14 protein-coding genes are annotated in these 13,245 nt (G+C 41.4%); 5 read left to right on the top strand and 9 right to left on the bottom strand.

What is annotated here, in order from left to right; all coding sequences use genetic code 11:
* The first annotated feature begins 56 nt into the window (after positions 1 to 56).
* Positions 57 to 326, top strand: coding sequence for a hypothetical protein (locus tag VB740_RS32745; RefSeq protein WP_323203991.1), 270 nt, complete (start codon positions 57 to 59; stop codon positions 324 to 326).
* A gap of 24 nt (positions 327 to 350) precedes the next feature.
* On the opposite strand, the gene VB740_RS32740 is transcribed toward VB740_RS32745, so the two are convergent.
* Together VB740_RS32740 and VB740_RS32735 are read right to left on the bottom strand one after the other, a co-directional pair.
* Positions 351 to 473: a hypothetical protein gene (locus VB740_RS32740; protein WP_323203990.1), complete on the bottom strand. Its 123-nt coding sequence runs from the start codon at positions 471 to 473 to the stop codon at positions 351 to 353.
* 118 nt (positions 474 to 591) lie between these two features.
* A complete protein-coding gene (locus VB740_RS32735) occupies positions 592 to 723 on the bottom strand; it encodes a hypothetical protein (RefSeq protein WP_323203989.1) in 132 nt (43 codons plus the stop codon).
* A 177-nt stretch (positions 724 to 900) separates the two neighbouring features.
* Here VB740_RS32735 and VB740_RS32730 point away from each other — a divergent pair, with 177 nt between their 5' ends.
* Positions 901 to 1,350, top strand: a complete 450-nt coding sequence (locus tag VB740_RS32730; RefSeq protein ID WP_323203988.1) for an orange carotenoid protein N-terminal domain-containing protein — start codon at positions 901 to 903, stop codon at positions 1,348 to 1,350.
* A gap of 230 nt (positions 1,351 to 1,580) precedes the next feature.
* Here VB740_RS32730 and VB740_RS32725 read toward each other — a convergent pair whose 3' ends face one another.
* From VB740_RS32725 to VB740_RS32715, 3 genes are all read right to left on the bottom strand, one after another.
* Positions 1,581 to 2,381: an ABC transporter ATP-binding protein gene (locus tag VB740_RS32725; RefSeq protein WP_323203987.1), complete on the bottom strand. Its 801-nt coding sequence runs from the start codon at positions 2,379 to 2,381 to the stop codon at positions 1,581 to 1,583.
* Positions 2,382 to 2,552: 171 nt separating this feature from the next.
* Positions 2,553 to 3,593 (bottom strand): iron ABC transporter permease, encoded by a 1,041-nt coding sequence (locus VB740_RS32720; protein WP_323203986.1) that lies wholly within the window; start codon positions 3,591 to 3,593, stop codon positions 2,553 to 2,555.
* The gene (locus VB740_RS32715; protein ID WP_323203985.1) at positions 3,590 to 4,621 is read right to left on the bottom strand and encodes an iron ABC transporter permease; all 1,032 of its coding nucleotides are present in this window, start codon (positions 4,619 to 4,621) and stop codon (positions 3,590 to 3,592) included. Before VB740_RS32715 ends, VB740_RS32720 begins: the two co-directional genes overlap by 4 nt.
* 367 nt (positions 4,622 to 4,988) lie before the next feature.
* Between VB740_RS32715 and VB740_RS32710 the strand changes: the two genes are divergently transcribed.
* Entirely contained in the window at positions 4,989 to 7,094 is a 2,106-nt protein-coding gene (locus tag VB740_RS32710; RefSeq protein WP_323203984.1) for an acylase, read from the top strand.
* A gap of 2 nt (positions 7,095 to 7,096) precedes the next feature.
* Here the strand turns inward: VB740_RS32710 and VB740_RS32705 are convergent, their stop codons facing one another.
* From VB740_RS32705 to VB740_RS32695, 3 genes are read right to left on the bottom strand one after another with little or no spacing between them, the layout of a single operon-like run.
* On the bottom strand, positions 7,097 to 7,222 hold the full coding sequence (locus tag VB740_RS32705) for a hypothetical protein (protein ID WP_323203983.1): 126 nt from the start codon (positions 7,220 to 7,222) through the stop codon (positions 7,097 to 7,099).
* 11 nt (positions 7,223 to 7,233) lie between these two features.
* Entirely contained in the window at positions 7,234 to 8,031 is a 798-nt protein-coding gene (locus tag VB740_RS32700) for an ABC transporter permease (RefSeq protein ID WP_323203982.1), read from the bottom strand.
* Positions 8,031 to 8,732, bottom strand: coding sequence for an ABC transporter ATP-binding protein (locus tag VB740_RS32695; RefSeq protein ID WP_323203981.1), 702 nt, complete (start codon positions 8,730 to 8,732; stop codon positions 8,031 to 8,033). Before VB740_RS32695 ends, VB740_RS32700 begins: the two co-directional genes overlap by 1 nt.
* Positions 8,733 to 8,991: 259 nt before the next feature.
* Between VB740_RS32695 and VB740_RS32690 the strand changes: the two genes are divergently transcribed.
* Positions 8,992 to 10,761 carry an ABC transporter ATP-binding protein gene (locus VB740_RS32690; protein WP_323203980.1) on the top strand — a complete coding sequence of 590 codons (1,770 nt, stop codon included), beginning with the start codon at positions 8,992 to 8,994 and terminating at the stop codon, positions 10,759 to 10,761.
* A gap of 85 nt (positions 10,762 to 10,846) precedes the next feature.
* Positions 10,847 to 12,697: an ABC transporter ATP-binding protein gene (locus VB740_RS32685; protein ID WP_323203979.1), complete on the top strand. Its 1,851-nt coding sequence runs from the start codon at positions 10,847 to 10,849 to the stop codon at positions 12,695 to 12,697.
* 9 nt (positions 12,698 to 12,706) lie between these two features.
* Here the strand turns inward: VB740_RS32685 and VB740_RS32680 are convergent, their stop codons facing one another.
* On the bottom strand, positions 12,707 to 13,096 hold the full coding sequence (locus VB740_RS32680) for a DUF1636 domain-containing protein (RefSeq protein WP_323203978.1): 390 nt from the start codon (positions 13,094 to 13,096) through the stop codon (positions 12,707 to 12,709).
* Positions 13,097 to 13,245 lie beyond the last annotated feature (149 nt).

Here is a 13,245-nt window from a genome sequence, read left to right as displayed (position 1 = left end):
CTGTTTCTTGAATCCTTTGCCAGCAAGCATTTCAAGACTTAACGGGAAAAGTCAGGTTGCTATGTGATGCTCAGGAGTGGGAGTATTTTGCTCAAGCTGGTCAACAACGGGTGTTGAAGATGTACACTTGGGAATCTACTGCTGAAAACTACCTGTCTTTGCTTGAGCAGATTTTGTCTTCACAGGAAACCCACCCTCGTGCTGAACTCCTTCCCATCCATCCCTACTTCCGTAATCCAGAATCGCAGACCGATGTTTTTTTGGAAGAATTGGGCGAACTCTACTTTGGAAGTAATCAAAGGGTACTAAGTACATCTAGCCTTTGAATAAGCTTCAGGTAGTGATCCCAGCTATGAGCAGCCAGCGCAAAACGTGCTGACTGCTTCGGCAAACTGCTGATTTTGTTCCATCAATGCCATGTGTCCACCTGGTTTGATGGTGACTCTTTCAGAGTAAGGTAATTCTGCTTTCATGCGATCGCACTATAATTAGGGAACTCCAAAAATTAAACTATCCCGAATTTCCTGTGAATAGGGTGCGTCAGTACAAATAATTCCTTGGTATTTCCAGGTTTTATCTGGCTGAAGCACCCTAAATATCAATACGCAAGCACAAAAGCTGGAACTTAAACCCCATAGTCACCTCCAAGCGATCGCTTACAGTCACAGATGTTACTTCAAGTTTTAACATTTCTCTTTGCTTTCCATACATCGAAACAGGCATTTTTATAACTAGCAACTTGAGTTATGTATATCTGTCTTATGTAGTGAGTCCTATACCTACCCTAAGTAGGGTTATCTATCTGCTTTTGTTCGTTAAGTTGTATGAAGTACTGAAAGCAAAGTTTCTCAGTAAATAACTGAGGAAATCAAAATAACCTTAATTTAGTTGGAGTTTTTTATGACTTACACAGTTGATGAAGCAACAAGACCAGCTTTAGAAAGTTTTCAACGCTTTGATGTAGATACTCAGCTAGCCCTACTTTGGTTCGGTTACCTCGATCTTAAAGAGCAGCTAAAACCGGCACCTCCTACAAGCGTTGAAACTCCTGCTAAAGCAGTGTTTGACCAAATCCTAGACTTGTCTAAAGAAGAGCAACTGCAAGCACAACGCGACATTATTAATGGTGCAGCTAACAATATCAGCCAAGCCTATAATGCTCTAAGTCCCAATGCAAAATTAGACGTTTGGCTGCTGCTGGCACAAGGAATGGATAATGGAAGCGTCATTCAAGTGCCGTCTGACTATCAACTTCCTGATGAAACGGATGAATTTGTCGCATCGATCAAAAAGCTAGAGTTTGAGCAACGGGTTAATTTTATGTTGAGTGCAGTGCAAGCGATGGGTTAACTCAGTTCAAGAACTCTCATTAGCTTTCTAGAATTGGGGATAACTGAAAGTAGCAAATTAAGCTAGACCTGGCTCCTTCTTTTCTACTTTAATAGACGTTAGTTTAAGACTACCGCAGAGATGTTTATCTTTGTGGTAGTCTCAATGCAAGTTATCAGTCCCATCCTTCATTTCGGTAAACAAAATACCCTGAAAAGGCGACGGGCTTTGAATTAAGAATTTAAGTAGATTTATTTGTTATTTACTTTTCCCTTGCGTCCTATCGGTATACACATCGGTGTCTGCATCACCGGATCAGGAATAATCCGACACTCCAACCCAAAAACCTCCTGAACCATTTCTTGAGTCATCACTAGCTTTGGTTCTCCAGCAGCAAAAATTCGACCATCTTTGACTGCAACTAAGTAATCAGCATAACGACACGCCTGATTTAAATCATGCAGCACCATCACAATTGTCCGCCCCTGATTTTGGTTCAACTCATACAACAAATCCAAAATCTCTATCTGGTGCGCTAAATCTAAAAAAGTAGTTGGTTCATCTAAAAGTAAAATATCTGTATCTTGCGCCAATGCCATTGCAATCCAAGCTCTTTGTCGTTGTCCACCAGACAAAGTATCTAATGCTCTATCTGCCAATTTCAACAAATCCGTAATTTCTAGCGCTTGCTGCACGATTTTTTCATCTTTTGTCGACCACTGCTGCGACCAATTTTGATAAGGATAACGTCCTTGTGCTACTAAATCTTGTACTGTTAATCCTTCCGGTGCTACTGGCCCTTGGGGCAAAATACCTAACTGCTGTGCTACTTCTTTGGTGGAAAGATTAAAAATAGATGTTCCATCAAGATATACCGTACCACCACGGGGTTTAAGCAATCTGGCTAAACCTCGTAGCAACGTTGATTTACCACAACCATTAGCACCAACTAAAGCACTAATTTGGCCGGTGGGGATTGCCAAATTCAGGTCACGGATAATCAACGCACCATCGTAAGCTAAAGACAGACTTTTGGTTGAGAGTCCTTTCATAAGTGAAACCATTTTAGATTTTAGACTTTCCTGCGGAACGCTACGCGTAGCTTGCTTCCCCGGAGGGGTACGACTTTGCTCAGTCGAACGATTTTGGATTTATGAAAACCTGATTTTTGGATTGATAAAATATTGTTTTGATCAAATTCTCAATCCCCAGCCTCCAGACACTTATTTTTTGCGGTTACGAATTAATAAATAAAGAAAATAAGGAGCGCCAATCGCAGCAGTTACAATCCCACAAGGAAGTTCGATAGGTGCAAACAGCGTTCTTCCTAGCAAGTCTGCCATCACAACAATCACTCCCCCCAAGAGTGCGGAAATAGGAATCAAGCCTTCATGGGTTGCACCTACCAACTGTCGTCCTAAATGAGGTGCGATTAAACCAATAAAACCAATATTTCCGGCGGTGGCGACTCCTGCACCTGCTAAAGCTACACCCACCAGCACGAGTAAACCACGTTGCCATTCCACTTGACTACCTAAACTTTTGGCGACATCATCTCCCAAGTTAAGAGCGTTCAAATGCCTTGCTAGTGTCAAAGCCATTGGGACAAAAACAATTAACCAAGGTAATAGAGAAAAGACTTGCTCCCAAGTCCGGCCGTAGACGCTCCCAGCTAACCAAACCAAAGCATTACTAACGTCAGAAATTTCCCCAAAGGTAATCATCAAGCTGGTTATGGCACTGGCGATCGCAGACAAGCCAACACCCATTAAAATTAATAAAATCGGGGAACTACCGTTATTCCAAGCTAGCGAATAAATTAAAATCGCCATAAGCAAAGCACCACCAAAGGCTGATATAGGCAAGGTGTAAATTGGTGCTGATGGAAATAGTACAATTACTGTGACTGCCGCCAGACTCGCCCCAGCATTGATGCCGATAATACCAGGGTCGGCCAACGGATTGCGTGTCAACCCTTGGAAAATAGTGCCAGAAATTGCCAGCGCCACTCCTACCATAAAAGCTACAACGGTGCGGGGTAGACGCAGATTCTGAATCACGAATGAATGGTCTGGGTTTCCTGTATCTAAACCCAATATAGTTTTCACGATATCCAAAGGCGAGATTGGATATTCACCTTTGGCCACATTCATCACCATCGCTACTGCGATCGCTACTGCCAAACATAATAGTATGACTGGTACACGTCGCTCGATGCGGAAAGATATCGTTTGGGAACGAATAACTAGCCAATCAACCTTCATTTCTTCACCTTTGACTTAGCTAGGTATACAAAAAAAGGAGCGCCAACGATTGCTGTCATTACACCTACAGGTAACTCCTGTGGTTTGAGCAATATACGGGCGGCAATGTCTGCGACTAATAGTAAAATTGCCCCCAAAACTGCACAATAAGGTAATATCCAACGATAATCGGCTTTAATGTAAAATCTCACTATATGGGGAACTACTAAACCAATGAAGCCGATTGGCCCTGCAAGAGCGACGGAACTTCCTGCCAGTAAAACTACGCTGATAGCGGTAAATATTTTGATCGAAGCTGTCTTTTGACCCAAGCCTCTGGCGACATCTTCACCTAAACTCATAGTAGTAATTTGTCTGCCGAGGGCAAAAGCAACTACTAATCCTATACCGACGAAAGGCAGCAATTGTAAGAATAAATTAAAATCTCGACCAGATAATGAACCAGCTAACCAAAATCTGACTTGTTCAAGTGTTTGTTGACTGACAATGAGGATACCGGTGGTGAGGGAAGAAATCAAAGCAGTTAAGGCTGCTCCTGCTACCGTCAAATTTAATGGGGTGGCTCCTCCTCGTCCCAGCGAACCAAGGATGTAAACTAACACCGCTGTTACTCCCGCACCCAGAAATGCTACAAGAGCGTAAACACCTATGGATGAGCTGCCAAAAATAAAAGTTGCGACAACTACAAAGAGCGCGGCTCCCGATTCAATACCCAAAATAGCTGGATCTGCTAAGGGGTTTCGCGTCAAACCCTGCATCAATGCTCCCGATACAGCAAGGGCTGAACCTACAAGGATAGCAATTAGCGATCGCGGTAATCTCACGGTCTGAATAACTAAGTGATCATAAGAACCATCAAAGGCTATAAAAGATGTCAAAATCTTACCTAGAGGTATTTCGGCTGCACCTAGCGTCACACTGAACAGCAAGCAAATTACTAGCATACATAGCCCCAAAACCAGACCAAATAAGGCTGGAATTTGTGGCTTTTTCAATTCTCTAGGTGAGAGTGTAGTCGCTTTTATCATTTGATTCTGCCGTGACTGGAAAATATTACGCTCTGCTGGTTAGTTGTTTTTTCAATGGGCACTCTCAATATTTAACAGCATTTTTAATCATTAAAGTTGATAATCTTTCTTGATAAATATACAGATTACACGATCGTGTAACCTTTTCCCCATTTTTAAACGGAATAAAGCATACCCTTATAGCTTTGATATAGTTTCTCAACAAAGTGGTATTGTTAGATCAACTTAAATCTGCTTTGTCAAAGCCACTTGCGTGCCAAAAGGGAACTGGGAAGCAGAGGAGAATAATCAATGCCCAATGCCCAATGCCCAATGCCCAATAAGCAGTTTCAGTCACCAGGTGTTACATCTGTAAATGGTGGTGTTCATGAGGATTGATAGTTTACTTAAGGTTTACAAACGAAAATCAATACGCGTTTTACCTTTAATACTCAGCTTGATACTGGTTTTGTTTGTCGGAAGCCCCACTATGGCTGTACCAACAAAATCCACAGAGATATTATGGGATACTTATGGTGTGCCACACATCTACGGCAAAGATAACCAGAGTGCATTTTATGCCTTTGGTTGGGCACAAATGCAGAGTCATGGAGATTTACTTTTGCGTCTCTATGGTCAAGCACGGGGACGCGCAGCCGAATATTGGGGAGAGGAATACCTGGAGTCAGATCGTTGGGTACAGACTGCGGGAGTACCAGAACGCGCTAGTACTTGGTACAAAGCCCAGAGTCCAACTTTTCGTAGTTATCTTGATGCTTTTGCTGCTGGGATCAATGCTTATGCAAAACAAAATCCGAAGTTAATTGACGATCAAGTTGAGATAGTGCTACCAGTCAAGGCAGAAGATGTCATGGCTCACTTACATCGGGTACTCAATTTCACCTTTGTGGTTAATCCAGAGCAAGTATTAGACCTGAGCAAAGAAAAGTTGCAAGCAGGATCTAATGGTTGGGCGATCGCACCAAGTCATTCTGACAATGGGAATGCCATGTTGCTAGCAAACCCACATCTACCTTGGTCAGATTTATTTTTGTGGTATGAAGCCCAAATCACCGCACCCGGAATTGATGCTTATGGGGCAACACTTGTAGGTATTCCTGTATTAGCGATCGCCTTTAACAACAACTTAGGTTGGACTCACACCGTTAACACTTATGATGGTTGGGATGTTTATGAACTCACACTGGCAGGTAATGGATACCAGTTTGATGACAAAGTTCGTAACTTTCAGACAAAAACCCTCTCCTTAAAGGTGAAGCAAAAAGATGGCTCCTTGCAAGAGCAACCATTAGTAGTGAAAAGTTCTGTCCACGGGCCAGTGGTAGCCGAGAAAAATGGTAAAGCCGTGGCACTGAGAGTTGCAGGTCTTGACCGACCAGGTGTACTCCAGCAGTGGTGGGATATGGCACGAGCAAAAAACTTTGCCCAGTTTGAAAAGACACTCCAGCGCTTGCAATTGCCAATGTTTACGGTGATGTATGCGGATCGAGAAGGGCATATTATGCACCTATTCAACGGTCAAGTTCCAGTGCGGTCTAGTGGTGATTTTGCATACTGGGAAGGCATAATCCCAGGAAATACATCTAAAACGTTGTGGACAAAAATTCATCCTTACAAAGATTTACCACGCATAGTTGACCCGAAGAGTGGCTGGTTGCAAAATACAAATGACCCACCTTGGACAACTACATTTCCAGTCGCTATTAAAGCAGATAATTACCCGCCTTACATGGCTCCTCGTTTCATGGGTTTCCGCTCCCAACGTTCTGTAAGGATGTTGGCTGAGGATGACAAAATCTCTTTTGATGAAATGGTTGCATACAAACACTCTACCCGGATGGAACTGGCTGATCGGATTTTGGATGATTTAATTCCGGCTGCACGCAAATATGGTCAGAGTTTAGGACAAAAAGCAGCCAATGTCTTAGAAGCCTGGGATCGGCAAGCTAATGCAGATAGTCGCGGGGCTGTATTATTTGCCTTTTGGGTACAACAGATGGACTTAGATGAGGCATTTAGTAAACCCTGGAATGAAAACTCTCCACGTACCACACCCGATGGTTTAGCTAATCCTGAAAGTGCAGTTACAACTCTGCAAGCAGTTGCAGCAGAGGTAGAAAAGACCTATGGGGCGCTTGATGTACCGTGGGGCCAAGTTTTTCGGCTACGGTTGGGTGATGTGGATTTACCTGCTAATGGTGGGGATGGCAGCCTGGGAATTTTCCGGGTACTGAATTCTGCTCCCGGAGAAAATGGGCAATTCCAAGCCGTTGCAGGTGATTCCTATGTGGCTGCAATTGAATTTTCCAACCCTGTGCGAGCAATGGCACTCACCAGTTACGGTAACGCAACTCAACCTGGATCTCCCCACATTGGCGATCAGTTACAGATGTTTGCTAACAAAAAGTTGCGGACTGTGTGGCGCGATCGCTCAGATATTCTCGCCCATCTAGAAGAACGTAAAATATTCTGAGGCTAATTTTTAGCGCTTGCGATCGCCCAAAAACTTCTAAGTGTCTGGGGCGATCGCATGACGGTATATTCTTTATTTGAGTGTAAATAGGTGAGAAAAAACTTGTTCCATTTGTGCAGACTTGTCATGAAAATTATGTTTAGCTTTGCTTGTACAAAGCATCTGTCAGTTGATGTTTTTGATTAAATAGGGATAAAAACGCTAGTAATACAACTCCTATAGTGGCGATCGCAGTTCCCGATGCTTGAGCAAAAATAATCACAATTTGATAGCGGATAGCATCCGTAGGACTAGCACCAGCCAAAATCTGACCAGTCATCATTCCTGGTAGACTAACTAACCCCATCACCATCATTGAGTTAATTGTGGGAATCATCCCGATTCTTAATGCTTCTTTAATTGGTTGATGTGCAGCTTCCCAACGAGTTGCACCTAAAGTTAATAATGCTTCTACTTGTTCTCGACGATTAATTAAATCCTCCATAAAACGTTCTAACGTCAGAGATGTACCAGTGAGGGCATTACCTAAAATCATACCTAACAGAGGAATGAGATATTGGGGATCATACCAAGGATGTACTTGAATAATGGCGCTAACAGTAAAGCCTGTAACTAAAAATGAACCACAAAACAGCGAAATAAAATTATTCCAATAAATACTGGCAAACCGTCGGCGAGTCCGATTAACACTTGATATACTCGCCATAATCGTCATAGCTAAAGCTAAAGCTATAATTAATATTGGGTTACTAAGAGTAAAGACCCATTGTAATAAGTATCCTACCAATAACAATTGCACGACCATGCGTAGCGAAGCAATTAAAAGGCTTTTTGCTAACCCTAAATTTAGAGCAAATGAAAGACCTATATTAATGAGAATAAATAAAGCTGCTACCGCCAGTTGCGTATAACTAATAGAAATATAATTGCCTGCCATTATTCGTTAGATTTTAAGCTAATTTGACGATGGGTAATGCGCTGCAATTGCGCTGAATCGTGACTTGTCCAAAGATATGCTCGTTGGATATTTTCTTTTTGCCAAGCTGCAACCAAAGCTTCTAAACAATTGGCTGTGGCGACATCTAATGAAGCGGTAGGTTCATCAAGTAATAATATCAAAGGGGAAAGTTGCAAAGCACGCAGAAAAGCCAAAATTTGAGATTCACCGCCAGAAATTGCACTTACAGGACGTTGTAAAAAATCAGCAGGTTTATGTAAAAGTTGTAAATAATTAAGAATTAGCTCGCGTTTATAGACTTGATGTCGATGGGCTGCTAAACGATAAACTTGTTTGAGATTATCTTCTACAGTTCCTTCCCAAAGTGCAGGGCGCTGGTGGAGATAAACAACTTGAGAGCGATAATTGGGTGTGTAGTAAGCATCGATAGATTTTCCTTGAAAAAAAATGTATCCTGCTTGTATTGGATCGAGACTAGCGATCATTCTTAGCAGCTGACTTTTACCAGAACCGGAAGCACCAACTACAGCAACGCGTTCTCCTGGTAGAAGTTCAAAATTTAAATTTTGCCACAACCATTGATTTTGGATTTTTCTACCCAAACCTTGTACTGATAAAATTGGAGCGTTAGTAAATGGTTCTGAATTGGTTATAGAGCTTTTACTTCGTTGATTTACCATTCAGCTTGTTTGTAGGAGTTTTTTAATAGATTTGTGCCGAATTGTTCTACGATGTTCCCAAACAAAATTCAATGCGTCCAATACTCCTTGCGGCATTGGTTCGGTTTCAAAATGAAATTTATTAGTAGTAAATTACTTAAAAAGAATTATTGCTAGGTTAACAGTCGTTTTTATAGTATACTGCTTTTGCATAAGTTTCTCAATTAGTTTTGATTAAATTATAAGTTTCAGGACAATCCTGGCTAAATTTGGCGACGTTATGAAAATTGGTCTAAAACAGTTTTGGAATTTATTGATAGACTATCTCAAGCCTCAAAAGGGGCGCGTTGCCAAGTTTGCGATCGCTCTATTAGCTAGTATCGGCTTGCAACTCCTTAACCCGCAAATTCTACGTAATTTCATTGATACAGCGGTAGCAGGCGGTTCAGTGCAAAACTTATTCTCCGCCGCATTTCTATTTATCGGTGTAGCTTTAGTGATGCAACTAATGTCAATTGTGGCTACATACTACGGTGAAAACGTTGCTTGGACAGCTACTAATGCCTTACGTGCTGATTTAGTTGAGCATTGCCTGAAACTCGATTTATCTTTTCACAAGGTTTCAACACCTGGTGAATTAGTAGAACGAGTGGACGGTGATATTCAGAACCTTTCAAAATTTTTCTCGAAATTTAGCGTCTACATCTTAGGCAGTTTGCTACTGATTTTGGGTGTGATTGTGGTAATGTTTGCCGAAGATTGGCGGGCTGGTATAACTATTTCATTTTTCGCCCTCACAGCATTATCTATCCTAATTCGTCTGCGTTCCATCGCCGTTCCTCATTGGGGAAGCTATCGCCAAGTCAATGGAGAGTTTTTCGGCTTTTTGGGTGAGCAACTAACTGGCATTGAAGACATAAGGGCAAATGGTGCGAAAACTTATGTTATGCATCGCTTCTACAAAATTCTGCAACGCTGGCTACCAACTTATCACAAAGCACGCTTTGCTGATACTATTCTCTGGACTACAACCAACGGTATATTCACGCTAGGTAATGTCATTGCTTTAGCTGTAGCCCTTTACCTTTGGAATCAAAAAGCGATCACTATCGGAACTGCATATATATTTTTTTACTACACTACTCTTCTGAGTGAACCAATTGAGCAAATTCGCACTCAGTTAGAAGAGCTTCAACAGGCAGAAGCCAGCATTTATCGTGTTCAAGATTTATTGGGAGTACAATCACAACTGAGTGCAGGAGGCAAAGAGCGACTTCCTCATGGCGCACTTGCTGTTAAATTTGAAAATGTCTCATTTAGCTATAGCGAACGCATCAAAAAGCAAGATACAAAATCAGAATTGATACTGCAAGATATATCTTTCCATTTACCGCCCGGTCATGTATTGGGACTATTAGGACGTACAGGTAGCGGTAAAAGCACTTTAGCACGCTTGTTACTGAGATTATATGACCCACAATCAGGCACAATCCGCTTGGGGAATGTACTCATCAACCAGACTCCCTTAATAGACTTACCCAAGCACGTTGGGCTAGTAACTCAGAATGTACAGTTATTCCAAACTACAGTCCGCAACAATCTCACCTTTTTTAACCAAAATATCAGCGACGAACGCATCTATCAAACCTTGGAGATGCTGGGATTATCTGCATGGCTACACTCATTACCCAAAGACTTAGATACTGAATTAGGGCCTGATAGTAGCGGCTTATCAGCAGGACAGGCACAATTGTTAGCATTTGCCCGTGTTTTTCTCAAAGACCCTGGCCTAGTAATTTTAGATGAAGCATCCTCACGCCTCGATCCCACAACAGAAAAACTCATTGAAAAAGCTATAGACCAGCTATTAATTGGGCGTACCGGCATCATTATCGCTCACCGATTAGCAACCGTGCAAAGAGCAAATCAAATTCTGATTTTAGACAAAGGTCGGGTAAGCGAATATGGTTTGCGAGAAGAATTACTTGAAAATTCTCATTCACGCTTTGCTCAATTACTCAAAACTGGTTTGACAGATTTATTAGTTTAATTCTGGTTATACCAATTTGCCTAACAGTCTTCTTTTAATTAAAAATTACGAATTACGAACTACGAACTACGAATTAGAAATTATTATGTTGTCAGCAACCAAAAAACCACAAGGCTGGAAATTATTATGGAACCTAATTTGCTATCGACCAAAACTCTACACAATTGACACCTTCTTCTGGATTTTAATTACAGGCTTGCCTGCAATTCCTGGGTTAATTATCAGAGAATTCTTTGATAGCCTGACAGGTAAAGCACAATTTGGGTTAACATCTGTAGCTTGGATTGCATTGTTGTTGGCTTTGAATTTAGGACACATTGGGACAATATTTGCAGGGCGCGTAACCAAAACTCAGCACCGTTTTACCATGAGTTCGTTGCTGCGACGCAATCTGTTAGAACGCTTGTTAAACAATCCTAATGCTCAACCTATGATTGTTAACAATGAGGCGGAAAAAGCTATATCTCAAGGTGAAATTCTTAGTTATTTTCGTGATGATGCTCAACAAATAGAAGACAATGTAGCATGGGTATCGGAACTGCTTGGTGAAGGAATATTCGCTATTCTTTGTTTGGTGATTTTGTTAAGTGTTAATGTCCAAATGACCTTGTTTGTTTTTCTGCCTTTGGTTGGGATGATCGCAATTATTCAAAAAGCAGAAATTTACATCAAAGGATACCGCACAGCTAGCCGCCAAGCAACAGAAAAGGTGACAGGAATTTTAGGCGAAATCTTTAGTTCAGTGCAAGCGATTAAAGTAGCTGGTGCAGAACAAGATGTGTTGCATCACTTTCGCATTCTCAACGACAAACGCCGCCAAGTGATGGTGAGAGATAGCTTATTAAATGCCATGTTAGATTCAGTATTTCAAAACATGGTAAATCTAGGGACTGGTTTAATTTTGCTGCTAGCTTCTGTGTTAATTCAGAGTCAAACTACTAAACTGACTGTAGGTGACTTTGCTCTGTTTATTTATAATCTTTCCTTTGTCACAGGCTTTTTCAACTCTTTAGGGAGATTCATGGCATTGTACAAGCAAACCGAAGTCTCCTTTGAACGGATGACAGCTTTGCTTTCTGGTGTGACAGCAGATACTTTAGTCGCCAAAAATCCACTTTATCTGAATAACCTACGCGATCGCAAACAACCACTTCCAACCCTAGAACAACCACAAAGGCAAAAGAGCGATAAGCCTGACGGCATGGCTAACGCTTACCGCTTACAATTATTAACCATATCAAACCTTACTTACCACTATCCCGGCACTAACCAAGGAATAACAGACATCAGCTTTCAGCTACAGCGTGGTAGTTTGACTGTCATTACTGGTCGCATTGGTTCTGGTAAAACTACACTGCTACGAGTTTTATTAGGATTATTACCCAAGCAATCAGGTGCTATTTATTGGAATGGCACTCTAGTAGAAGACCCTATTAATTTCTTTGTACCACCTCATAGTGCTTATACTCCTCAAATCCCCCAACTCTTTAGTTATAGCCTCAGAGAAAATATTTTATTGGGTTTAGATAAAGATGATTACGAAATCGAAAAGGCGCTAAAAATGTCCGTGTTTGACCAAGATTTAGCCGCTATGAATGAAAAAATGGAAACTTTAGTAGGAGCAAAAGGAGTTAGACTATCTGGTGGGCAATTACAACGTTTAGCAGCTGCCCGAATGTTTGTTCGTAAACCAGAATTGATGGTTTTTGATGACCTTTCTAGTGCTTTGGATGTAGAAACAGAATTAGCTTTATGGTCGCGGATATTTAACAATCAAAGTGAAGAAGAAAATTGGATACCAACTTGTCTTGTGGTTTCTCATCGGCGTTCCGTTTTACGTCGCGCCGACAAAATAATTCTACTGAAAGCAGGTAAAATAGCAGCACAAGGAAAGTTAGATGAAATTATTAGTAAAGGTCAAGAGTTAAATTTGTGACTATATCAACTAAGCGATCGCTTCAGGTGTAGGAAGGATGCGTACTAAAAGATGCGATCGCAGTTTACCAGGTAGTTTCGGCGGTAAAACATACCCATCTTGGCTTTCTTGATAAAGCTGGCTGAATTGCAACAAGTCAGTTATGCTTTCCTGCGTTAGATCAACAAAATGGTATGTATATTTTTGTGGACAAACAAAGCTAACAGCACAAGAATATTTTTTAACGCAACTCCACAAACATCCCACAGGCTCTATATTGAGAGTGCTGTAAGCAGAATTATTTTTTTGAGTCTCTAGCAGCTTCAGTAAGAGTTGATTTCCTTCGGCGCGATCGTCTGCTTCTTCGTGATCGAGAACAGCACTGCACGATTTACAAACAAATAAGGTATGAAGTGTCATGATGATAATGATTTTTGCTTCTGTAAAATGTATTTATTGAGGTCATCCAAAATAGTATTTGCTGACAGGATATAAAAACGATAAGTAGGTCGGCGTGAATATTTATCATCAGGTTTAGGCAGGAGGCAGATCGCTTTTAGCGTCTCCCC

The sequence above is a fragment of the Nostoc sp. UHCC 0251 genome (assembly GCF_034932245.1).
Taxonomy (GTDB): domain Bacteria; phylum Cyanobacteriota; class Cyanobacteriia; order Cyanobacteriales; family Nostocaceae; genus Nostoc.
Note: the sequence above shows the minus strand (reverse complement) of the source record. Positions and strands in the feature narration are given on the sequence as shown.

Bases quoted from the DNA above. Each gene is read 5' to 3' on its own strand.
- VB740_RS32735 (WP_323203989.1), bottom strand. From the start codon at position 723: ATGCCTGTTTCGATGTATGGAAAGCAAAGAGAAATGTTAAAACTTGAA.
- VB740_RS32705 (WP_323203983.1), bottom strand. From the start codon at position 7,222: ATGACAAGTCTGCACAAATGGAACAAGTTTTTTCTCACCTATTTACAC.
- VB740_RS32710 (WP_323203984.1), top strand. From the start codon at position 4,989: ATGAGGATTGATAGTTTACTTAAGGTTTACAAACGAAAATCAATACGC.
- VB740_RS32690 (WP_323203980.1), top strand. From the start codon at position 8,992: ATGAAAATTGGTCTAAAACAGTTTTGGAATTTATTGATAGACTATCTC.
- VB740_RS32700 (WP_323203982.1), bottom strand. From the start codon at position 8,031: ATGGCAGGCAATTATATTTCTATTAGTTATACGCAACTGGCGGTAGCA.
- VB740_RS32685 (WP_323203979.1), top strand. From the start codon at position 10,847: ATGTTGTCAGCAACCAAAAAACCACAAGGCTGGAAATTATTATGGAAC.
- VB740_RS32725 (WP_323203987.1), bottom strand. From the start codon at position 2,381: ATGAAAGGACTCTCAACCAAAAGTCTGTCTTTAGCTTACGATGGTGCG.
- VB740_RS32740 (WP_323203990.1), bottom strand. From the start codon at position 473: ATGAAAGCAGAATTACCTTACTCTGAAAGAGTCACCATCAAACCAGGT.
- VB740_RS32715 (WP_323203985.1), bottom strand. From the start codon at position 4,621: ATGATAAAAGCGACTACACTCTCACCTAGAGAATTGAAAAAGCCACAA.
- VB740_RS32695 (WP_323203981.1), bottom strand. From the start codon at position 8,732: ATGGTAAATCAACGAAGTAAAAGCTCTATAACCAATTCAGAACCATTT.
- VB740_RS32730 (WP_323203988.1), top strand. From the start codon at position 901: ATGACTTACACAGTTGATGAAGCAACAAGACCAGCTTTAGAAAGTTTT.
- VB740_RS32720 (WP_323203986.1), bottom strand. From the start codon at position 3,593: ATGAAGGTTGATTGGCTAGTTATTCGTTCCCAAACGATATCTTTCCGC.
- VB740_RS32680 (WP_323203978.1), bottom strand. From the start codon at position 13,096: ATGACACTTCATACCTTATTTGTTTGTAAATCGTGCAGTGCTGTTCTC.